This is a genomic window from Pelosinus baikalensis (assembly GCF_020819555.1).
Taxonomy (GTDB): Bacteria; Bacillota; Negativicutes; order DSM-13327; family DSM-13327; genus Pelosinus; species Pelosinus baikalensis.
In genome coordinates, this window is the sequence record NZ_JAJHJB010000014.1 from 57,751 (window position 1) to 79,965 (window position 22,215).

A 22,215-nucleotide genomic window follows, 5' to 3' on the forward strand; every position below is an offset into this window, starting at 1 on the left:
AGGAGTCGAAGAATATGAAAAAAAAAATGTCCCGTACCAGAAAAAGCCTGCTATATGCCTTAATCGGCAGTAGTCTAGTCTGGCATGCACCGATAGTTTCCTATGCGGCGGAAGAAACACAGGAACCCGCCCCTGCTACCGGACAAGCTACCGAAGAACAGACCGCTTCCAGTAGTGAAACTAACGGACAGCGTGAATTTGTCTTGGAAGGAGTTGAAGTTACCGCCAATCGCGGCCAAGCTCTTCCCCTTGCTTACCCCGGCGGCCAGGTGGCTCGCGGCGCCAATCTCGGCGTACTGGGCAACAAGGATTTTATGGACACTCCCTTTAACGTCACCAGCTATACCGCCCAGACCATCGAAAATAAGCAAGCCGACACGCTGTACGATGTGCTCATCAACGATCCGTCCGTCCGCTTCGCCACCTCTACCGGCCATAGCAATGAAAACTATATGATCCGCGGGTTAGAAGTAAATTTTCAGCATCTCTATTTTAACGGTATGCAGGGTTTGGCGCCGCAATACCATGTTCCAGTTGAATTTCTGGAACGGGTGGAAGTACTTAAGGGGCCCAGTTCCTTCCTTTACGGCGGCGTAAGCACTTCGGTGGGCGGCGCCATCAACCTGGTGCCTAAACGCGCTGGCGAGGAGGACATCACTACTTTTACCACTGACTATACTTCCTCGTCCAAATTAGGCGGCCATATTGATATTGGGCGCCGGTTTGGCGAAAATAAAGAATGGGGCATTCGTTTCAATGGCGTCTATGCAGACGGTGACACCGAAGTCGACGGTCAGTCCAAAGAACGGTTGCTGGGCGCTCTAGGTGTGGATTATCAAAAAGACAAATGGCGACTGTCCCTGGATGCATATGGTTCGCAGGAAAGTCATGACAATGGATCTACCTCTATGTATTACCTAGCCAACGGTTACGTAGAATCAGCTCCGGACGGCTCAACCAATGTGTACAAGGGAACATCAGGCACGACACGGAACAATGGTGTTCTGTTTAAGGGTGAATATGACATCCAGGACAATCTAACCGCTTATGCCGGTATCGGTATATTATCATCCAACGCAACCGGCTACATCAACGGCAATCATGTTCTGAACCTACAGTCCGATGGAACGGCAACTGCCCGGAATGTCTTTAAGCAATACTTTTGGACCGACACCACTTCATCCGATTTTGGACTGCGCGGCACTTACCAGACCGGTTCGGTAAAGCATCAGCTTGTTTTAGGTGCAAGCTTCCAGGATACGGATTATTCCAATGCTTATAACCAAGGCAGCGGTAATTATCCAACGAATATTTATAACCCGATCTCACTTGCAAATTACTATAATAGCCTGGCGCAGCCAGCTAAGGGTAATAAGACACTCGTTACTGAACTTTCCAGTTATCTTCTGTCCGACACGCTTTCCTTTGACGAAGATAAAGTTCAGCTAACGTTGGGGGCACGGCGGCAAAATGTGAACCAGACAAGCTATAAATACTCCAATACTGCCGCCACCGGAACACCGACCTCAACTACCACTTACGACGCCGACGCCACTACACCGATGGTCGGCCTCATAGTCAAACCGTGGGGAGAAGCGGTTTCACTCTACGCCAATTATATTGAAGCACTTTCCCCTGGAACTGTGGTTGCTACAACGTATGACAACGCCAATGAAGTACTGGCGCCATATAAAACCAAACAACAGGAAATCGGCGTCAAGTGGGACAAAGGAAATTTCGCCAATACGCTGGCCTTTTTTCAAATCAAAATGCCAAGCTATATGACTACTGATAATATTTATTCCTATGACGGCAAACAGAAAAACCGCGGCATTGAATGGAATACCTTCGGCAGCGTAGCGAAAAATCTTCGTCTTTTAGGAGGAATTGCCTATACACATGGCGAACTGGTTCGTTCACGCACAACCGCAAATAACGGCAATACACCTTTTGGCGTACCTAAATGGACGATGAATGTCGGTGTCGAATGGGACACGCCGTGGAAAAAAGATTTAACACTTTCTCTCCTGACGGTATACACCGGTTCCCAATATATTAATAATGCGAACACCATAAAAATCCCAAGCTGGGTACGCTATGATTTGAGCGCGCGTTATAAAACCACCATCAACAATGTCCCGGTCACGTACCGTGCCAGCGTTGAAAACTTATTTGATAAACACTACTGGGCAGGTTGTTTTAGTAACGAGAATTATGCCACCTTAGGCGGACCCCGTACCTTTAAATTATCGGCAACCTTCCAGATATAAACGAGGTATTTAACTATAAATACCACCACACTTGAGGCTTTTAAACGGCTAAAAGAACTTTTAGCCGGCACTGACAAAACAACTCAAACCATATTGCGCATTCTAGCCGCCGTTTTCGGCGGCTATGCGCTTACCTCCAGCATGTTGGCGGCTTTGGTGCTGCTGTTGCCCTGGGCAACAGCGGATGCCTTGTTTTTTAGTGTGCTGTTTCCCCCTCTCTTTTACACTGGGGCACTGCTCTGGGCTTTTACCGCTCCTACTGCCCAGCGCGCTTGGCGGAATTTACTTGTCGTTACGTTTTCTTGCGGGTTCCTGGCGCTAGTTGTTGCCTGGGTAAGATAAGGAGAAGTTGTTCTGCGTATTTTTTTATCTTGCAGTTTAAATCCAGATGCAAGCAAGTATAAGAATAATATAATTAACGATCAGTTGGATTATCTCTTATACCTGTATTTTTCTTGAAATGTCAATACTATGTTGTTATAATCATTCCATGGGATAACATTACGGATAAAAGAGGTAATCAGATATGATAACAATTACAGAAGATATTTTAAAAAGTGTTGAGAATTTTAAAGAAAAGCTACAGCAATATCATGAAGGCAAGTTAGAAAATTTGAAAGCCTTTAGTTCTATTATGGGAATTTATAAAGAAGGACCTAAGGACACATATATGGTAAGACCCAGAATTGCTGGTGGAGTAACAACTGCAAATCAGTTGCAGGGATTAAGTAAGATCGCTGAGAAATACGGTGTTGATATGCGTTTTACAACAAGGCAGGACATTCAACTTCATTCCGTAAAAGTTGGGGATTTAGGCAATGTGTTAGATGACTTGTTAAAATGCGGACTCATTACACGAGGAGCGGGTGGTGATGGTGTAAGAAATGTTGCCTGTTCACCTCTTTCCGGAGTCGCACAAGATGAGATTTTTGATGTTACTCCATATGTTAAGGCTGTTACGAATTTCATGATGACAGATCCTGTTAATCTTAATTTACCAAGAAAATATAAAATTGCATTTTCAAATAGTTTAGAAGACACAGCGAATGCAACCATAGCTGATATAGGGTTTATTGCTAAAATAGTTGATGGCAAAAGAGGCTTTGAAGTATATGGGGCTGGTGGACTTGGTGGCAATGCTAAAGTGAGCTTAAAGCTTGAAGATTTTATTGTGGATACAGAAGCATTATATTATGTAGAAGCAATGAAAAAAGTTTTCGCAAGAGAAGGCGATAGAACGAACAGGCACAAGGCTAGATTGCGATTTGTTCTTCTAAGATTAGGAGAAGAAGAGTTTATTAAGATGTTTAAAAATGAATTGGATGAATTAAAAAAATCCGGGCAGGAATTAGCACTTCATATTGAATCTGTAGAAGAAGACTTGCAAACCACCCAGGAGAAGCAATCTCCATGGGATAAGCAATATAAAAATGTAATATTTCCACAACAACAAGCAGGATATTATTCTGTATATATTCACCCTAGAAAAGCGACAATTACTACCCATGATCTAAATGAATTATTGACTTTTTTAACAAACTTAGATTATGAGACATCAATACGTGTAACCTTAACGCAAGGACTTTTTGTAAGAGATGTAAAAGAAAAAGACGTGCAAAATTTACTTGTGATAGCGTCTAAATTTTCATCTATATTTAATATAGAAAATACGGTTGCATGCGTAGGACCAACGATTTGTAATTTTGGACTTAACAATTCTCATGAGTTATTAGACAGTATTCTGGAAACTTTTAAGGATGCACCAGAGGATATTAAGGCTGCATTACCAAGGGTATTTATCTCGGGCTGTCATAATTCCTGTGGACAACATCAAAAGGGGTTAATTGGATTTACTGGAAAAAGAGGCCGTACGGAAAATGGAGTAATTCCAACCTATGCGATGTCTTTTAACGGAAAAGTCGGTCCTGGTGTAGCAAGATTTGGAGATGTATATGGAGATATCCCTGCTGAAAAAATAGCAAATCTCCTGGTGGACTTAGCTAACCTAAAAGTAAATTCAAAGTGTATATGTTTTGATGAATTTATAAAAGAGAAAGAAACAGAAGTAAAAGCATTAGTTGCTAATTACTCTTTATAAGGATTGGTAACAAAATTCTGGAAAATAGGCAATCATAAATGACATAAGTCAGCCCTCATTCAAAAAGGAAGATTCCTTTGAATGAGGGCTTTTTTGTATATAAGAATGAAAGATGACATTCTTCAGTATCCTTTTCATGGAATGAATGCACAAAAAACATAGATAAAACCCTTTGTGTCCTTTGCGTCTTTGCGGTTCGATTGTTTATTATGTTTTAAGAGAAACGTCAGTATTTTTTCTTATCCGATTATATATGAGATATCCTTATCTATAGATTCTTTACTTTGAGGATCTGTTAGGCAGTGGCAAATCGCAAGATGACGTGCAATTATAAGTTCACTAGCCAAGGAATATACAAAGGGGCGATAAAGGAAATGAAAATAGCGGATACAGCCATGGCTACTCCTGCCATAGCACCTTGAAGTGCCCCTTCTTGGAGAATGGTAGCTGTACCTTGTCCATGAGAAGTAACTCCCATGGCTAATCCTCTGGCGATTGGATTTGTTATTTTACAAGAGGAAAGAAGACTAGGTCCAATGATAGAACCTAAGGTACCTGTAAAAACTACGAAGGCAACAGCAATAGCTGGATCGCCGCCGGTTAGACGGGAAATCTCAATAGCAATAGGAGCTGTTATGGATTTAGGAGCGATGGATGCAACAATAAGAGCATCAAGCCCACTTAATTTGGCCAGCAAAACAGCTGTTGTCAGGGTTGCTAGAGCGCCAAAGCATATGCCAAATAATATTGGAAACAAGGCTTGAAGCAGTACCCCGCGATTTAAATAAAGAGGCAAAGCCAGGGCTACGGTAGCAGGGCCCAGCAGAAAGGTCATAATATCTTTACCTGGTTTGTATTGGTCAAAGGTAATGCCCGTATAATGAAAAACAATTATAATGACCGTAGTACTTAATAATACTGGGTTGAATATGGGATTTTTAGTGTGTAAAAATATTTTTCGACTCATGAGATATAATATAACAGTAAGAAGAATCGTAAGGAAGATCAACATTGTAGTAGGCAAATTAGTTCGCTCCTCCCTCTTTTTTGCAAGATTTAGTTAGAAGTTGAACAACGATTCCGGTTGCAATCAAGGCAACTAAAGCGCTGATGACTAAAGGAAAAAAGAGAAGATGTCCTTTTTGTGTAAATAACTCTCCCCACTCCATAAGTCCGACGGCAATGGGAATGAAGAAAAAAGATAAATGTTTAAGTAATGGATTTGCGCCGAGAGCAAGCCATTGTTCTTTAATGATTCCCCCAGAAAGTAGCGCAAACAAAAGAAGCATGCCCAGCACACTGCCTGGTATTGGCAAGTGAAAGAACTCTACGGTCCACGTACTGATAAAATAAATCAGCCATAATAAGAATATTTGTCCGACTGTCTTTAGTAGGTTCTGCAATCAGTATCACCTCTTCATGTATGATGTACAAGTCGTTTAAGTCTATAGTATAACGTAAATCAGAAAAATGAGTAATAGAATTTAGGAAAATAATGCTTATTATATACATTCTAATTGAAATTAGTATATAATACTTCTATAACGTATATTTTTTATTGAGGTGTAGTTGTGGAACAATTAATAGTATTCTTTCAGAATTTTGGGGTATTGGGACTCTTTATCATATCCTTTATCGAATCGATTTTCTCGCCGATTTTACCTGACTTGCTATTAATCCCTATGGCTTTGTCAGTTCCTGAAAAAGCGATTTATTATTCGATCATTGCGACTGTCGGTTCAGTATTAGGTGGAATTATTGGATACTTTATTGGTAATAAATATGGGATTATTGCTGTAAAAAAATATGTTCCCAATAAATACGTGGAGAAAATTAGCGGTTGGCTGGAACAATATGGGGGATGGGCCATTTTTCTTGCTGCCCTTGCACCAATTCCTTATAAATTTGTCAGCATTAGTTCCGGTGTCTTTCGCATTAACATGGTAGTCTTTTTAATCGCTTCTGTTTTTGGAAGAGGAAAAAGATTTCTCTTGGAAGGAATCTTGATCTTTTATTATGGCCCACAAGCGATTGAACTAATTAAGACTTACTCCAATGCTTTTATGATTGGCGTAACCATCTTTATCGTTCTTCTTGCTGTGGCAATTGCCGTGATGAGAAAAGTTCCTCAAAGAAAATTAAGCTAATCAATTTGTAGTTAAAAACCAGCCTGCATTTATCCTGCGGGCTGGTTTTTTTATAAATAAAGAGAGCATAGGTTTTGTAGGTGGAAATACAGATGGAAAAATATAAGATTTTACGAACCACAAAGGCACAATGCCGCCGCCGCGGCACACAAAGGAGAGCACAAAAAAGAAGTTGTAAATAGCCCCTTTGTGTCTTTGTGGTTCAATTTGTTTTATATGTTTTTAAGGACGCTTTAGGGTTTTCTCAATTTTAGACTAGGATTCTACAATCGTTTACCGTATACTGGTATTATAATGGATGCTGAAATAGAGGTGGATACATGGAAATCGGGAAAGCTCCTCAGACGCCTGGAAAGGTTACAGAAACTGCTCAAGTAGGGAATGCTCAACGATCTCAAGAAGTGAGTGAATTATCGAGTAGCAATCAGTTGGTACAAAAGGATTTTCAAGTTAATTTAGAAGATAGTATAAAAACAAAGCTGGCGGACTTAGCTAAATCACTGCAAAATCGGGAACAATTACTGCAATCATTGCCAGAGGATATAAAGAAAATCGTCCAGCAGCTTTTGCAGCAAATGTCGTCAACAAAAGATGTATCCCAGGGGATGGATTACTTATTAAAAGCACAAAAAAATATCGCAGAGCAGCTCCACAACTTAGGAAATATCTTAGAATTAGCTCTAACTTTGCAGCAGGATAAGTATCATGATGTAAAACTTTTTTTAAATAAAGTAGCAGAATTTCTAAAAGGACAAGGTGGAATGTCCCCTGATCAATTGGCCAATCAATTGCTGCTACTAGCAAAAGAAGGGACGGTTTTGGTTCAAAGCAATCTTAGGCAGGCTGTAGAACAATTTTTACAGCAGCTCTCTCCAGAAAATCTGCAGCAATTCGATAGTGATAGCCAAGAAAATACAATACTGCAGCTAGCCAAACAGTTAACTGGGAGCAGCAGTTTATCTCAAGGTGATGTAAAACAGATCGCAAAACAATTATTGCAGCAAATTATGCCAGAAAATATGACTCTGCTTACGGAAAATGACCAGAAGGCTGTTGTCCAATTGATGAAATTGTTGGAAAGTAAGATACCGCTAACGCAGCAGCAAGCAGCGGAAATTGGCTTGCCCGATTTACCTGAGATCTGGTCAGTTGCAAAAGGGGTGGATGCCCAGCAATTTAAAGATATTGCACCGAAGGTTCTTCAGCAAGCTGCAAATACATTAGAGCATCTTCTACAGGAGATGAAAGCATCACCAGACAAAAGTGCGGTGACTGCAAAGCTAGAAGCTTTTGGGCAAAGTTTGCCGTCGGAAATTGGTAAAACGGTGCAGCAGCTCATTAAGCAAGGTATAACAGAACAAAGTCTAGTGACCTTAGGCAAAACTCTTGAAAATGCAGCGCTATTAAACGGAAAAATATCGGAACAAGTCAAAAACCTTGTGTCAAATTTGGCCGAAAATATGACGGCGAAATCTTTGGCAGCTCCAGCAGCAGATTTACTGGCGCAAGTTGCAAAGCAATTAGCAGGGACCACTACAACGATTGAGCAATTAACAACACTTATGAAGCAGATTAATCAACAAATGTCTTTAAATCAAGCCAAACTATTGGAGAAGGCCCAGTCTGGATTAGAACAACTGACAAAGGCCGTGGAGCAAAATATACCCCAAGCATTGCAGGATATGGCAGTTAAAAGTAAACTGCCTGAATTATCGAAAATGTGGGTGCTATTAAAAGCCGCAGGAGCTGAGCCATGGCAAAATGCGGATTCACAGAATTTGCAAAGATCGGCAAGTACCATAAAAGAATTAGCTCATTCTCTGTATAAATCAATCGCCGGTGAGACGGAAAGACAAGTCGATCATAAAACATTGTCCTTTTCTGTACCACTCTATTTTGCCGATGGAACATCTTATCCTACCCATATTCATATTTATCATCAAGAAAAAGAAAATAATAGTCAGGGTACAAAACGACAATTTGAAACATGGATGAGAGTAAGTGTGGATACACAAAATATTGGTATTGTGGATAGCGTATTTCGGTTATATGAAGAAAATAAATTAGACTTGCGAGTCCTCTTTCCCGATACGGAAGCAATTAGTGAATTTAAGCAAAGCTTGCCAGACATTCGAAAAAGTATTGAGGATACGACTCTTACACTCACAAATATTATGATAAACAAAATTTAATTTTCACGTAATGTGTGAAAAAATGGTTGTTTTCTGGAAAACAGAAAACAACCATTTTTAGATTGTGAAATCACCGAACAAAGTTGATTTTACTGGAAAGTGAGTAAGGATCAGGCTCCAGCAATGGTAACGATTTAGAATTAAGTAAGTTAAAAAAGTAACATTCTACATGAGAATTACTTCACAATTACATATAGCTAAAACGCATGGGTTCGATTACTATAAAAGATTTTACCTCCTGTATTTTCTGTTGTAAAATAAAAAACAAGAATTGTCCGATTAAATACTAAATTCACTAAATACAGTTTATTTTGGCTTTTTGCAATATTTAAATAATATTGTGGAAATATATGTGTAAGTGTAAAATTCCCCGTAATCTCGCAGAATATAATAGGAGGTGTATTTATTTGAAAATTATAGTTCTTGTCAAACAGGTTCCCGGAACTGATTCGGTAAAATTAGATCCTGTAACCGGTGTCATGGTGCGTACTGGTAAAGATACGATTATTAACCCATTAGATGAAAATGCATTGGCTGAGGCAATTCGAATTAAGAATACCTATCCTGATGTCAAAATCACTGCTGTTAGCATGGGGCCAATCTCAGCAATGAAAGCAATCAAAGAGGCAATTGCAATGGGGGCTGATGATGGGGTTTTAGTATCAGGCAGAGAGTTTGCTGGTTCCGATACCATTGCAACAGCTAAAGTTATTGCTGCAGCTATCAAGAAAACCGGCGATTTTGATATGATTCTCTGTGGAGAGCGGGCTACTGATGGCGAGACTGGTCAGACCGCCGCCATGATTGCTCACTACCTAGGGGTCCCAGCCCAAACCTATGTCTCTGCCTTAGAAGTGTTAGAAGATGGTGTTATTGTTAAACGTACTGTTGAGAGTGGTTTTGAAAGAGTTCAAGTTACTTTCCCAGTATTAGTTTCTGTAAATAAAGATATTAGTGATACAGGATTCCCTACGTTAGACGGTAAGTTAAAAGCAAAGAAAGTTGAAGTTCCAATGCTTGGGAATGCAGAACTTGGTTTTGATAAAAGTGAGCTTGGTCTAACTGGATCACCAACTCGCGTGGTTAAAATTTTTAGCCCTAAACTATCTCGGGATACGATTATGGTCAAAGCCAATGCGACAATGCAGCCAATTGATGAATTGATGTCGTTCTTAGTTCAAAAGGATGTTTTATAAAAGGAGGTAACAATAAAGATGTCAATGTATGTAAATTGCAGCATAGCGGAAGCTAAGAATCTTTCCGAGTTTAAAGGTGTATTTATACTAGGTGAGCAACGGGATGGTAAAATTCAAGCCGTTACTTTTGAACTCTTAACTTGGGGACGTGGCATTGCCGATGACCTTGGCTGTGAACTTGCCTGTGTACTACTAGGTGATGAAATTGAGAATTTGGACGAAGTCATTCTTCGCGGTGCTGATAAAGTCTTTTTCATCCAAGATCCTATTTTCAAGAACTTCTTAACCCAACCTTACAGTAATGCAATTACTCGTTTAGTGAATGAAGAAAAACCAGAAGTTATCATCGCTGGTGCAACAACTACGGGCCGTACGGTAATGCCTTTAGTTGCAGCTAAAACCAATACTGGTTTAACAGCTGACTGCACAGAACTTACTGTCGATCCTGATACAAAACTGTTATTACAAACTCGTCCAGCGATTGGCGGCAATATTATGGCTACCATTAAGACGCCTGATACACGTCCACAAATGGCAACCGTACGTCCAAGATCTGCCAAACAATCTCCTGTGGATACTTCTAGAACTGGTCAAATCATTGTTAAGAATTATGCAGGTGCAACAACAATGACAGTTGAAAAGTTCCTGGAGTTCATAATCGATACTACGCAAGCAGTAAGTATTGAAGAAGCAGATATCATTATTGCCGGTGGCAAGGGAATGAAAAATGCCGCAGGTTTCAAATTAATAGAAGAATTAGCAGAGTTAATGGGAGCTGCCGTGGGTGCTACTCGTGATGCAGTTGAGCTTGGCTGGTCTACGTATCCCCATCAGGTTGGTCTATCTGGTAAGACCGTGTCTCCTAAACTAATTATTGCTGCGGGTATAGCAGGTAAAATTCAATTTTTAGCAGGTATGCAGACCTCGGATGTTATTGTGGCAATCAATAAAGACCCTGAAGCACAAATCTTCAAAGTGGCCGACTTCGGTATTGTAGGCGATGTGTTTGAAGTGATGCCTATGCTGATTGAAACAGTCAAAAAAATAAAAGCGAGTGCATAAGGAGGTAGGGGTAGTAATGCAATTTAACAAAGTAACAGAGAACATTATTAAACAATTAGAAGCAATTCTAGGTAAAGCCAACGTAGTTGTAGATGAAGAAAAAATGGAAATGTACTCTCGTGATGAAACATCTGATAAACTTTGGGAGAAAATGCCTGAAGTTGTTATAAAACCGGAAAATGCCCAGCAGATTGCTGAAGTTGTGAAGCTGGCAAATCGTGAATTGGTTCCCATTACGCCTAGAGGCGGCGGCTCTGGACTTGCAGCAGGTGCTGTTCCACTCCATGGTGGTATGGTATTATCATTAGAAAAAATGAATAAAATTCTAGAAATCGACAAAGAAAATTTATTCATGGTCTTAGAGCCTGGTGTAACGACAGGAGAAGTGCAAAAAGAAGCCAAAGAGTTAAATCTCTTTTATGCTGGTGATCCTTGTTCTGCAGAATCTTCCTTCATTGGGGGCAATGTTGCAACAAATGCTGGTGGCAACAAAGCAATTAAATACGGTGTAACAGGACGTCATGTATATGGTTTAGAAGTGGTTATGCCTGACGGGGAAATCGTTGTTTATGGTGGTAAGAACGTAAAAGATGTTACTTTCTATGATATGGTACATTTAATGGTTGGCTCAGAAGGTACGTTGGGAATTATTACAAAAATTTGGCTAAAATTAATGCCATTGCCTCAATATGTTGCAGATTTATTGGTTCCTTTCCCAGACATGCAATCTGCTATTAAAGTGGTACCCAAGATTATGACTGCTGGTATTATCCCGACTGCTGTTGAATTTATGGATAGTTTGTCAATTAAAGCAGCGGAATTGTATTTGAATAAAAAGCTGCCATTTAGTGATGCAGGCGCATATATTATCTGTGAGGTGGATGGCAATACAGAACTGCAAATACAAGAAGATTATGAAACCATTGGAAAGCTATGTAAAGAAAATGGCGCGCTAGAAGTATTCGTAGCAGATAATATTTCTACACAAGATCGCATTTGGAAATCACGTAAAGCCTATGCGGAAGCACTTCGTATGCTGAGCCCAGTGTATTGCATGGAAGATATTGTAGTGCCAATTGCAAACATTCCTGCAGCACTGGATGCGATTGAAAAAATTGCAGCAAAATTTGAGTGCAAAATCCCCAGTGCTGGTCATGCTGGCGATGGAAACATTCATGCTACCATTTTGCGTGAAGATCGTGATGAACATGCTTGGCATGATTTGAAAGATGCCGTTTTAGCTGAAATCTATGATGCTGTATATGCTCTTGAAGGTAACTTATCCGGAGAGCATGGTATTGGTGCAAAACGAATATCAGCTATGTATAAGCACATGACCGAAGGACAAAAGAAAGTCCTAAAGACAGTGAAAGAAGCTTTTGATCCAAATAACATTATGAATCCTGGAAAAGTCGTACTACTTGGTACAATTGCCGAATCATAAGCAAAAGCAGTCTAAGTCTCTTATCCCGAGATTTAGGCTGTTTTCTTGTTAGATTTAAAAATGTATAAAAGTATGATACAATAATAAAATACTAAGTTTGTCAGTAGCAGGAAGGATGAAATAGGTTGTTTGATTTTTCGAGTATGAGTTTAGAGCAGTTAGTAATACATAAAGTAGGGAATAAGTTGCGGGATGAAGGTGTTTTTCTTTCACCAAGTTCTTATGATATGAAAGATGGCAATGTAGAGGAACTGTTGCTAAAATATTTTTTATCATCCTTTAAAGAAAAAGTATTGTATAAATTTTTTCATGAAACAGATATTCATTTGAACGAATTATACATGTATGTAAGCAGTATTTTTATAGAACCCGAAACTTTTTATGAACAATCCATTAGCATCTTAAAACATCTATATGAGAAATCTTCTCATCCGCAAATTAAAGGCGGAGAATTCTATATGGCGTATTTTAAAGATTGTATAATCAATGATCAAAAAGCTGATGGAATTGGTATTTTTAAAACAGAAAAAAAGGAAACCTACTTAAAAGTTACCAAATATGCAGATGAGTTTATGATTGGCAGCGATAAAGGGATTAACGTTAAAAAGCTGGATAAGGGATGTATTATTTTTAACGCCAATTCAGCTGATGGTTATCGAGTTGCCATTGTGGATGCAGTAAATAAAGGTGACAATCAAGCTTTATATTGGAAGGATGAATTCTTACGCTTGACCAATGTACAAGATGAATATTTTCATACGGAAAATTGTTTGCAGGTGTGCAGAGATTTTGCAGAAAATATTTATGGTGAAATATATCAAGCCGATAAAAAAGATCAGGTAGTATTTGTCAATGAAGCTGTGGCATATTTCGACAAACATAACCAATTTCATTTAGAAGAATTTGTACAAACCGTTGTGAAAGAGCCGGAATTAATTGAGCAGTTTATCGAGCATAAACAAAATTATGAGAGTAATCAAGGCTTTGTCCCTGCAGAAGGGTTTACGATTTCCACTCCAGCCGTAAAGAGTGTGAAAAAGAAATTTAGAAACATGATCAAACTGGATACTGAAATTGAGATTAAAGTAAAAAGTCCTACGACAGAAACTGGCAATATGCAGTTTATTGAACGAGGCTTTGATGATGAAAAAGGTATGCACTTTTATAAAGTTTTTTTTAATGAAGAAGAATAAGCTAAGGGAAATGGAGAGAATATAAAATGAATTCTAAAGCTGAGTTAGTTGAACTCATTCAGCAATTGCCAGAAGAAAAAGTTGCCATTGCTATTACTCTAATCAAGGAATTACAGGAAAAGACGGAAAGTAGTGAGATAAATCCAGATCCTATATTCGATTTGATGAAAACAGTTATATATGCTATGAATAATAGTTTATATGATTTATCCATAGAAGCTGGGCGTAGAGAAGAAAAGGTACTGGCTAATCGTTTGGAATCCTATCGTAAGAGAGTTTCAGAAGCTTGGGAAGTTTATAAAAAATAGCATACCTTAATCTGTAAAAGGCTTTATCTTCAAGATAAGGCTTTTTATTAACTACAGTATAGTCTTTGAACGACAAAGGAGAACGTTAAAAACAGAGGTTTTTAACCCTATCTATCTTTTCTCAGTGTTCTCTGTGCCTCTGTGGTTTACTTTATATGTTTTAAAGGACGCGAACGTTTTCTTATGGATATAAATGGAAATAGTATGAATTGTTACATAAATCAAAATAAACACATAATTACAACACGATTAAAACACAAATAAAACAAGTTCAATTGTATTGTTTGGTATAACAACAGAAGCAATCTAATCTATGAGGAAAGCTAGGAATTGTCTGTCAAATAGCTGTAGTACAACTTCTATTTTGAATAAGACAGGTTTTGGCATGGTTATTGCAAGAATATTAAGAAGATAAAAAGATAAAAATATAAAAATATATGCGAGGGCACAAGATGGTTGGTGTGGTAATTGTTGCACATGGAAGTTTCGCAAGTGCCTTGCTTACTACTGCAGAACAGATTGCAGGGAAACAGGAACAGGTTGTATCTCTTGATTTTACAATGGGAGAAAATACAGCTGATTTGCAGTTACGCATTAGAGAAGCCGTAAGAGGTGTAGACACTGGTCAAGGTACTATCATATTCGTTGATTTACTAGGAGGGAGCCCCTATCAAGCAGCGGCTATAGTGGCTATGCAGCAGCTAGGGATTGAGATGGTTGCAGGTGTAAATATGCCCATGCTGTTAGAAATATTACCTGCCAGAAATGATAAATTGATGAATGTAACAAGTGCCGCTCTAAACGGAGGCCATGATGGCATTCGTAATTTCGATATCATGAAGTAACTATAGTAAGAAGGAAGAGATTAGGTGGGAATTGAATTAGTAAGAATTGATGATCGTCTCATTCATGGCCAAATTGTTATGGCGTGGTGTAAGACCATGCCAATTGAACGCATTGTCGTGATTGATGACGAAGTTGCGCTAGACTTCATTCGTAAGATGCTTCTCGAAACCGTAGCACCTCCTGGTATCAATGTTACGATCTTAAATGTGACTCAAGGGGTAGAAAGCTTGAAAACGGATGTGTTTGCAGAAGAAAAGCTGCTTTTATTAGTTACCAACCCTACTACTATATTGAATTTAGTAGAAAATGGCTTAGAGATTAGTAAGGTCAATATTGGCGGGATGAGTTTCGGTCAAGGAAAGACCCCGGTGACAAAAGCTGTATCGATATCTGATACTGATAAACATGCTTTTAAAGAGCTTCATGAACATGGCATTGATTTACAAATTCAAATATTGCCTCATGATACTCCGCTAGACCTTATGCCCGAGATAAATTAAGGGGTATCCACTGCTATTGTAGTGTAATAATATATTTAACAAAAAGAAAGGTTGTGTAAAAAACATGGAATTGAATTTACAAATTAAAAATCAGGCGGGGTTACACGCTAGACCAGCGGCTATGTTCGCACAAAAAGCTTCTTCCTTTAAATCCAACATTTTAATATTTAAAGATGGAAAAAACGGCAATGCAAAAAGTATCATTAGCATTATGGGATTAGGGGTAAAAAAGGGTGATACTTTACTTGTCAAAATTGATGGTCCAGATGCTGCTGAAGCAGGTGCAGCCCTGAAAAAATTAGTGGATGACAAATTTGGGGAAGAGTGATACTATGTGGAAAATAAAAGGAATCGCAGCTTCAGCAGGAATAGCTATTGGAAAAATTATGCATATGCAAGAGGCGGTACATGATTTCTGTCGTCTGGTAGATGCATCACAGACCCCGGCTGAAAAAGAACGTTTTTATGCAGCGCAGCAGGCTGCTGAAAAAGAGTTAGAGATATTGCAAGAACGTACAGCAGCCAATATGGGAGAACAGCAGGCAGAAGTTTTTGCTGCTCATAAGCTAATGGTCACAGATCCTTCTTTTGTTGAAGTTGTTTTGAATCATATTGACAATCAGGCAAGCGCTGAAGCAGCAGTAGAATATGCAGCCAATGAAATTGCTGCGATGTTTGCTGGTCTTGATAGTGAATATATGCAGGAGAGGGCAGCTGATATCAAGGATATTGGCAAACGCTTAGTACGCATATTGCAGGGCGGTACGGCCGAGGTCAACTATACAGGTATTTTAGCAGCTCAGGATTTATTGCCTTCTGATACGGCTGCTCTTGATTTAGATTGTGTATCAGGTTTTATTACTGCTCTAGGAGGAAAGACTTCTCATAGCTCCATTTTGGCTAGGGCAGCAGGTATTCCCGCTGTTGTAGGGGTTGGCAGTGCATTAGAGAAGTTAAATAATGGAGATACCGTGATTGTTGATGGACATGTAGGAGAGGTCCTAGTGAATCCTGAAGAGGATATACTAGCTGATTATCGCTTGCGTATTAAAAAAGAGCAAGAGAGAGCTGCACTTTTAGCATCTGTTGGCCATTTACCCAGCGAGACATTAGATGGTCATCATATCGAGTTGGCTTGCAATATTGGTACACCTGGGGATATGGAAAAAGTAATTGCTGCAGGTGCAGAGGGTGTTGGCTTATTCCGTACTGAATTTTTGTTCCTAGATAAAACCAGTGTGCCAACTGAAGAAGAACAGGTAGAATCTTATAAAGCCGTACTTGCGGCAATGCCTGATAAAAAGATTGTAATTCGTACGCTGGATGCTGGTGGAGATAAACAGTTGCCCTTTATTGGCGGACTGCCAGAAGCGAATCCGGCCCTTGGGTTACGAGCCATCCGTTTGTGTATGGTGTACCAGGATGTATTTAAAACGCAATTGCGTGCTTTATTACGCGCAAGCGTAGCAGGAAACTTGCATATTATGTTTCCAATGATTGCTACCGTTGATGAACTGTTAAGTGCAAAAGCCTTATTACAAGAAGCTGCTAAAGAATTAACGCAAGAAGGAGTCCCTTATAAGAGCGATGTGGCAGTAGGGATTATGGTTGAGGTTCCGGCAGCAGCTGCGATTGCAGATATCTTGGCAGAAGAAGTGGACTTTTTCAGTATTGGCACTAATGATCTTGTTCAATATACAATGGCGGCAGATCGCATGAATGAACATGTGGCGTATCTAAGTGATTATTTTCAGCCGCCAGTCGTTCGCTTAATTGGCAATGTTGCAAAAGCTGCACAAAAAGCTGGTAAATGGGTAGGTATGTGTGGTGAGATGGCAGGGGATCCTCTAGCGACTCCTTTATTAGTGGGACTTGGTTTAACAGAATTATCCATGAATGGGCGTGCGGTTCCTATAGTGAAGCATCGTATACGCCAGCTTGACGTAAAGCAGACGCAAAAATGGGCTGATGAGATATTAAGTCTGCGTACTGCATCTGATATTAAGAAAAGGTTAGAAGAAATAGCCTTAGAATTTGAAATATAATAGTTGTAATACATTCTAAGGAAGGTGGGCGGAGAGCAGTCTTCGCCCTTTCTGGAGAAGTAGCAAAAAAGAGGTGGAATGTGTGATGTTAAAGCGTATTGCTGTCATGACTAGTGGTGGCGATTCTCCTGGTATGAATGCAGCTATTCGTGCTGTTGTTCGTGTAGCTATCCATGAAGGGGTAGAAGTGTGGGGAATTTACAATGGCTATGCAGGCATGTATGAAGATAAAATGATAAAATTGGAATCTCGTTCAGTAGGAGACATTCTGCATCGGGGAGGAACTTTTTTAGGAACTGCGCGTTGTGAAGTTTTTAAAACGTTAGAAGGTCGACAAAAAGCTGCTGAAAATCTTAAACGCCGAGGAATCGAAGGTGTAGTTATTATTGGTGGCGATGGATCTCTTACAGGTGCTCAATTGTTATCTGAATTAGGAATTGCTGTAGTTGGTTTACCTGGTACGATCGACAATGATATTTGGGGGACGGATTATACCATTGGCTTTGATACTGCTATCAATACAGTCGTAGAAGCGATTAATAAGCTGCGGGATACGGCCTCTTCACATGGACGGGTAATGGTTCTTGAAGTAATGGGACGAAACTCAGGATGGATTGCTATGACGGCTGGGCTTGCTGGTGGTGCAGAACAGATACTGATTCCAGAAATGACTGTTAATTTAGATGAGCTGTGCGCCAAGCTAAGCAAGTCGCGGGATGCAGGAAAAAAATATAGTATTGTGGTTGTAGCAGAAGGTGTAGGCAGTGCTGTAACCATTGGTGAGAAGATTGCTAAGGATACTGGTCTTGATACCCGAGTATCTGTATTGGGGCATATACAGCGGGGAGGATCTCCGAGTGTATTTGATCGTATTTTAGCCAGTACACTAGCGGAACATGCAGTGATGGCTCTGATTTCCGGTATATCCAATGTATTATTCGGTTCGAAGAACGGCGCAGTCGTTGCAATTGACTTAGTCGATGCCATTGGGCATAAACGGACAATTGATACCTCTACATTTCGGCTGGCAACATTACTGTCCAAGTAACAAAGACAAGAAACTGCGGGTTAGAGTTAGAGACCTAATAACATAATTTGATCGTCTGATAAAGCGATAAAAGCATCGGTATATAAAAACCATGCTTTTATTTTTTTTAGTATCAGAGTTTATAAGTTTTGTAGGTGAAAACTTAAATTTTATGAACCACAAAGGCACAATGCCGCTGATGCGGCACACAAAGGAGTACACAAGAAAATATAAAAAAATCCCTTAGTGTCCTTTGCGTCTTTGTGGTTCAAAATGTTTTGTTTTTTTAAGGATGCGATAATGAGTTTTCTCATCTCCTTTACTAGGGATAGAAAGTAGCAAAGCATAAAAAAATTTGTATTACAGATTATAACGTTTTATAATGTACTATAAATGACTAGTAGTCCACCAAGCCTAAATCCATGGTGCTCTTGTCGCGATATTTCCCGCCCAGCTTCGTTGTCGTCACCTTACATATGTCCGATATGCGCGACTCCTCCGCCTTGCTGGACGAAAAATCTCGCGCAATTCATCCCATAGCTTTAGTCTTGGCGGACTACTAGCTGATGCTGTCTTAAAGGAGAGCGAAAAATGAAACGTCAATTAAAAATTTTAGAAATCTTAGATGAATTATGCACGAAAAAACTAGATAAGAATATGATGCAGCAGCATAAACCATTAGGTTTTACAGCAGAAGAAGTGGCAGTTTTAACAGGGTTTTCTCGTAGTAATGTCAGCAGTGATTTAAATGCCTTACATAGGGAGAAGTTGGTAGTAAAAGTAGTGAGTCGATCCACCTATTATGTCACAGTGAAATGGGTAGAAAGTATTTATCCCGCACTGAAGGGAAAGGTTCCCGAAATGGTACGGCACCAGCGGCAAATTGAAGAGTTAGCTACGAATGAATTTTCCCAATCAGGAAGGGCGGGGGATGTATCTGATACCACGCGCCTGAAAAATGATAATGCCTTATATGACAATGCTCAGAATTATGATTCTTTTGATGGTTTAATTGGTGCCCAAGATAGTTTAAAAGTCGCAGTCGAGCAAGCAAAGGCTTCAGCTCTATATCCCCCAAAAGGTTTAGATACGCTATTAGTTGGTTCTACAGGTGTGGGAAAAACCTTATTTGCTGAATATATGTATAGATTTGCTTGCAGCCAGGGAAAAATTGCTCATGGTGGACAGTTTATTGTATTTAACTGTGCTGACTATGCAAATAATCCTCAGCTTTTGATGTCTCAGCTTTTTGGTCATGTACGAGGCGCTTTTACTGGGGCTGATAAAGATAAAGCCGGCTTAGTGGAAAAAGCGGATGGCGGCATGTTATTCTTAGATGAAGTACATCGCTTGCCGCCAGAAGGGCAGGAAATGCTGTTTTATCTACTAGATCGTGGAGATTTTCGCCGCATGGGTGATACTGATAAAATTCGCCATGTTACCATAAGGTTAGTCGCAGCTACTACCGAAAATCCAGATTCTGCTTTATTAAAAACATTCTTGCGCCGTATACCTGTGGTCATATCGCTGCCCGATTTAGCCATGAGACCATTACACGAACGATTTGAACTAATTAAATTTTTACTGGCACGTGAAGCCGTACATATTCAGTCGAAGCTAATTGTTAGCCAAGAAGCCTTGTGGGCATTATTGTTATACCGCTGTCAGGGCAATATTGGGCAGCTGCGCAATGACTTGCAACTAATATGTGCAAAAGCTTTCTTGCATCGAGGAGATAAGGCGGCACCTGTTCGCCTGGTTTACGAAGAGCTGCCGCCTAAGATTAAACAAGCCATTGTCTATGATCCTCAAGCCCGCCTGGAAACTAGTAAAATTTTATGTACCTTAGGCAGTGAATTATTCATTCAGCCAAATGGAGTAGCGGCGGATGAAGAGGCAGATCGGAGCTTACCAAAGAATTTCTATCAGACTATTAGTGAGCGCATGCAGTTTCTTAAGTCCCAAGGAATTGGACAGGCAGAGATTGTTCAATGCATTGAGATGGATTTTGAAAACTATTTTCAGCGATTAGGTCCTGAACAACTGGAAATATCCCAGGAATATTTACAAAGTGTTTTGCCACAAGATTTTCTCAGTGTTTTTGACCTAGCCTGCAGCCTGGCTGAAAAAATGGGGAAAACCCTGAGCCGTAGATTATATTATGCCTTAGCCATTCATATTGCTGCTACGGTAGAAAGAATTCGCAGCGGCCTGCCTATTGTAAATCCTAATGTTAGATCCGTGGCTGAGCAGCATCCTAAGGAATATATTGTAGCAGAAAAAATGGCGAAGTGCATTGGTGAACAGATGGGCATCTTGATCCCGTTGGATGAAATCGGATTTATTGCTTTAATGCTGGCAACCTTTGACGATCGCCAAGGCAGGGAAGAGCGAAAAGTTGGTGTTTTGGTGATTACACACGGTAACTCGACTGCTACCAGTATGGTAGATTTTGCGAATAAGCTGCTAGGAGTTACTCATGCCAAAGCAATTGATATGCCTCTAGAAGCCAATGTAGATTGGGCAATTGAAAAAGCAGTTCAGGTGGCAAAAGAAATTGACCAAGGGAAAGGCATAATTCTGCTGGTTGATATGGGCTCGCTATCAGGTGTAGCGAAAGCTCTTACGAATCGAACGGGTATCATGGTAAAAAGTGTAGAAATGGTAAGTACATTAATGGTACTGCATGTATTACATAAAGCCATATTACCGAAAAATGATATCAATATTGTCTATCGATCTGCTTGGACAGCGCGTAGTATGGTTCAAACGGTAGTACAGGCAAATAACCCGACTGATTTTATGAATGGTAAAGATAAGGCTATTTTGACTACTTGCCTTACAGGGCAGGGAGCAGCCGCCAAAATTAAGGGCTTATTAGAAAAATTACTAAATCAGTGGCAGTTATTTAATATTCGTGTAATTGCTGTAGAGGCTGGCAATCAGGAAATGTTGCAAACTCGCCTGATGTCTTTGCAGCATTCCTATGATATCGTAGCTAGTGTAGGCAGTATTGATCCTCAAATGGAGGATAGACCTCATATTGCCATCGAAGAGCTCATGCAGGGTGGTGCTGGCAGTGAACTGCGCCGTCTGCTCACGGAAGGGTTAAAGGCCTCTGATATTGCAGATCGTTATACAGATAGGGGCATGGATTGGGAAGTGATGCGTGGTATGGTTGCAGGTATGTTGGATGAATTTCTGACTTTTGTGAATCCGCGTAAAGTGATGGATACTCTTATGATCTGCATTAGAAAGCTAGAAGATGAATTGCAAGTGGAGTTTTCTTCTTCTGGACTGGTACGCATGTTAGTACATTCTGCCTGCATGGTAGAACGCTTGCTTACTCATGCAGGAATCAGTTATCCAGAAACAGCTGCATTTATTGCTGAGCATCCTCTTGAATATTCAGTGTTAAAAAAAGTAAGTAATGCTCTAGAAGAACAATTCACTGTGAATGTAAATGATGAAGAAATTTGCCATTTAATTGAGATTATCAAAATGGAGCGGCGAAAGAATAATAATGTAGAAGAAGGGTAAGGCTGATAACAAGGAAAGAGGCTTTTTAATAAGAAAAGCCTCTTTCCTTGTTATAGTAGTGCCTATAGGTTTTGTAGGTGGAAAAATAAAAAAATTACGAACCACAAACGCACAATGTATAAATAACCCTTTGTGTACTTTGCGCCTTTGTGGTTCAATTCGTTTTATCTGTTTTAAAGGATGCGTAACATTTTTTTTTTTTTGAGATTATATAAATATAAAATTCAGTTATTTTTACGTATTTTAAAAATGCGCAAAAGTGTAAGGGGGACAATGAAAAAACGTAAGTGATTTTATAAAAAAAGTAAATAAACACAAAAAGTGTGACTAGATTCAACTTTGGAAAA

General features: G+C 39.7%; 17 protein-coding genes. 15 read left to right on the top strand and 2 right to left on the bottom strand.

The window, feature by feature from the left end; genetic code table 11:
• The first annotated feature begins 14 nt into the window (after positions 1–14).
• Positions 15–2,270, top strand: coding sequence for a TonB-dependent receptor (locus LMF89_RS11610; protein ID WP_229535221.1), 2,256 nt, complete (start codon positions 15–17; stop codon positions 2,268–2,270).
• A gap of 526 nt (positions 2,271–2,796) precedes the next feature.
• Positions 2,797–4,368, top strand: coding sequence for a nitrite/sulfite reductase (locus tag LMF89_RS11615; protein ID WP_229535222.1), 1,572 nt, complete (start codon positions 2,797–2,799; stop codon positions 4,366–4,368).
• A 328-nt stretch (positions 4,369–4,696) separates the two neighbouring features.
• On the opposite strand, the gene LMF89_RS11620 is transcribed toward LMF89_RS11615, so the two are convergent.
• Positions 4,697–5,392 (bottom strand): LrgB family protein, encoded by a 696-nt coding sequence (locus LMF89_RS11620; RefSeq protein WP_229535223.1) that lies wholly within the window; start codon positions 5,390–5,392, stop codon positions 4,697–4,699.
• Between the two features lies 1 nt (position 5,393).
• A complete protein-coding gene (locus LMF89_RS11625) occupies positions 5,394–5,771 on the bottom strand; it encodes a CidA/LrgA family protein (protein WP_229535224.1) in 378 nt (125 codons plus the stop codon).
• A 168-nt stretch (positions 5,772–5,939) separates the two neighbouring features.
• On the opposite strand from LMF89_RS11625, the gene LMF89_RS11630 reads away from it, so the two are divergent.
• The 13 genes from LMF89_RS11630 to LMF89_RS11690 all read left to right on the top strand — a co-directional run bounded on the left by LMF89_RS11630 (position 5,940) and on the right by LMF89_RS11690 (position 21,868).
• Complete coding sequence (locus tag LMF89_RS11630; protein ID WP_229535225.1) at positions 5,940–6,515, top strand: YqaA family protein; 576 nt, start codon at positions 5,940–5,942, stop codon at positions 6,513–6,515.
• Between the two features lie 320 nt (positions 6,516–6,835).
• Positions 6,836–8,707 carry a hypothetical protein gene (locus LMF89_RS11635; RefSeq protein ID WP_229535226.1) on the top strand — a complete coding sequence of 624 codons (1,872 nt, stop codon included), beginning with the start codon at positions 6,836–6,838 and terminating at the stop codon, positions 8,705–8,707.
• Positions 8,708–9,114: 407 nt separating this feature from the next.
• Positions 9,115–9,903, top strand: coding sequence for an electron transfer flavoprotein subunit beta/FixA family protein (locus LMF89_RS11640; RefSeq protein ID WP_007958474.1), 789 nt, complete (start codon positions 9,115–9,117; stop codon positions 9,901–9,903).
• A gap of 18 nt (positions 9,904–9,921) precedes the next feature.
• Positions 9,922–10,965, top strand: coding sequence for an electron transfer flavoprotein subunit alpha/FixB family protein (locus LMF89_RS11645; protein WP_007958472.1), 1,044 nt, complete (start codon positions 9,922–9,924; stop codon positions 10,963–10,965).
• Positions 10,966–10,981: 16 nt separating this feature from the next.
• Positions 10,982–12,409 carry an FAD-binding oxidoreductase gene (locus LMF89_RS11650; RefSeq protein ID WP_229535227.1) on the top strand — a complete coding sequence of 476 codons (1,428 nt, stop codon included), beginning with the start codon at positions 10,982–10,984 and terminating at the stop codon, positions 12,407–12,409.
• A gap of 125 nt (positions 12,410–12,534) precedes the next feature.
• Positions 12,535–13,602 (top strand): nucleoid-associated protein, encoded by a 1,068-nt coding sequence (locus tag LMF89_RS11655; RefSeq protein ID WP_007958469.1) that lies wholly within the window; start codon positions 12,535–12,537, stop codon positions 13,600–13,602.
• Between the two features lie 26 nt (positions 13,603–13,628).
• Entirely contained in the window at positions 13,629–13,910 is a 282-nt protein-coding gene (locus LMF89_RS11660) for a hypothetical protein (protein ID WP_229535228.1), read from the top strand.
• 452 nt (positions 13,911–14,362) lie between these two features.
• Entirely contained in the window at positions 14,363–14,755 is a 393-nt protein-coding gene (locus LMF89_RS11665; RefSeq protein ID WP_229535229.1) for a PTS sugar transporter subunit IIA, read from the top strand.
• Positions 14,756–14,779: 24 nt separating this feature from the next.
• Positions 14,780–15,256, top strand: a complete 477-nt coding sequence (locus LMF89_RS11670; RefSeq protein ID WP_229535230.1) for a PTS sugar transporter subunit IIB — start codon at positions 14,780–14,782, stop codon at positions 15,254–15,256.
• A gap of 64 nt (positions 15,257–15,320) precedes the next feature.
• A complete protein-coding gene (locus LMF89_RS11675) occupies positions 15,321–15,584 on the top strand; it encodes an HPr family phosphocarrier protein (RefSeq protein WP_229535231.1) in 264 nt (87 codons plus the stop codon).
• A gap of 4 nt (positions 15,585–15,588) precedes the next feature.
• Positions 15,589–17,301: a phosphoenolpyruvate--protein phosphotransferase gene (gene ptsP, locus LMF89_RS11680; protein WP_229535232.1), complete on the top strand. Its 1,713-nt coding sequence runs from the start codon at positions 15,589–15,591 to the stop codon at positions 17,299–17,301.
• A gap of 85 nt (positions 17,302–17,386) precedes the next feature.
• Positions 17,387–18,349, top strand: a complete 963-nt coding sequence (pfkA, locus tag LMF89_RS11685) for a 6-phosphofructokinase (RefSeq protein WP_229535233.1) — start codon at positions 17,387–17,389, stop codon at positions 18,347–18,349.
• A gap of 570 nt (positions 18,350–18,919) precedes the next feature.
• Entirely contained in the window at positions 18,920–21,868 is a 2,949-nt protein-coding gene (locus LMF89_RS11690) for a sigma-54-dependent transcriptional regulator (protein ID WP_229535234.1), read from the top strand.
• The last annotated feature ends 347 nt before the right edge of the window (positions 21,869–22,215 follow it).

Excerpts from the sequence above, each read along its gene's own strand:
- LMF89_RS11610 (WP_229535221.1), top strand. The coding sequence starts at position 15 with ATGAAAAAAAAAATGTCCCGTACCAGAAAAAGCCTGCTATATGCCTTA.
- LMF89_RS11615 (WP_229535222.1), top strand. The coding sequence starts at position 2,797 with ATGATAACAATTACAGAAGATATTTTAAAAAGTGTTGAGAATTTTAAA.
- LMF89_RS11635 (WP_229535226.1), top strand. The coding sequence starts at position 6,836 with ATGGAAATCGGGAAAGCTCCTCAGACGCCTGGAAAGGTTACAGAAACT.
- LMF89_RS11645 (WP_007958472.1), top strand. The coding sequence starts at position 9,922 with ATGTCAATGTATGTAAATTGCAGCATAGCGGAAGCTAAGAATCTTTCC.
- LMF89_RS11650 (WP_229535227.1), top strand. The coding sequence starts at position 10,982 with ATGCAATTTAACAAAGTAACAGAGAACATTATTAAACAATTAGAAGCA.
- LMF89_RS11660 (WP_229535228.1), top strand. The coding sequence starts at position 13,629 with ATGAATTCTAAAGCTGAGTTAGTTGAACTCATTCAGCAATTGCCAGAA.
- LMF89_RS11665 (WP_229535229.1), top strand. The coding sequence starts at position 14,363 with ATGGTTGGTGTGGTAATTGTTGCACATGGAAGTTTCGCAAGTGCCTTG.
- LMF89_RS11675 (WP_229535231.1), top strand. The coding sequence starts at position 15,321 with ATGGAATTGAATTTACAAATTAAAAATCAGGCGGGGTTACACGCTAGA.
- ptsP (WP_229535232.1), top strand. The coding sequence starts at position 15,589 with ATGTGGAAAATAAAAGGAATCGCAGCTTCAGCAGGAATAGCTATTGGA.
- pfkA (WP_229535233.1), top strand. The coding sequence starts at position 17,387 with ATGTTAAAGCGTATTGCTGTCATGACTAGTGGTGGCGATTCTCCTGGT.
- LMF89_RS11690 (WP_229535234.1), top strand. The coding sequence starts at position 18,920 with ATGAAACGTCAATTAAAAATTTTAGAAATCTTAGATGAATTATGCACG.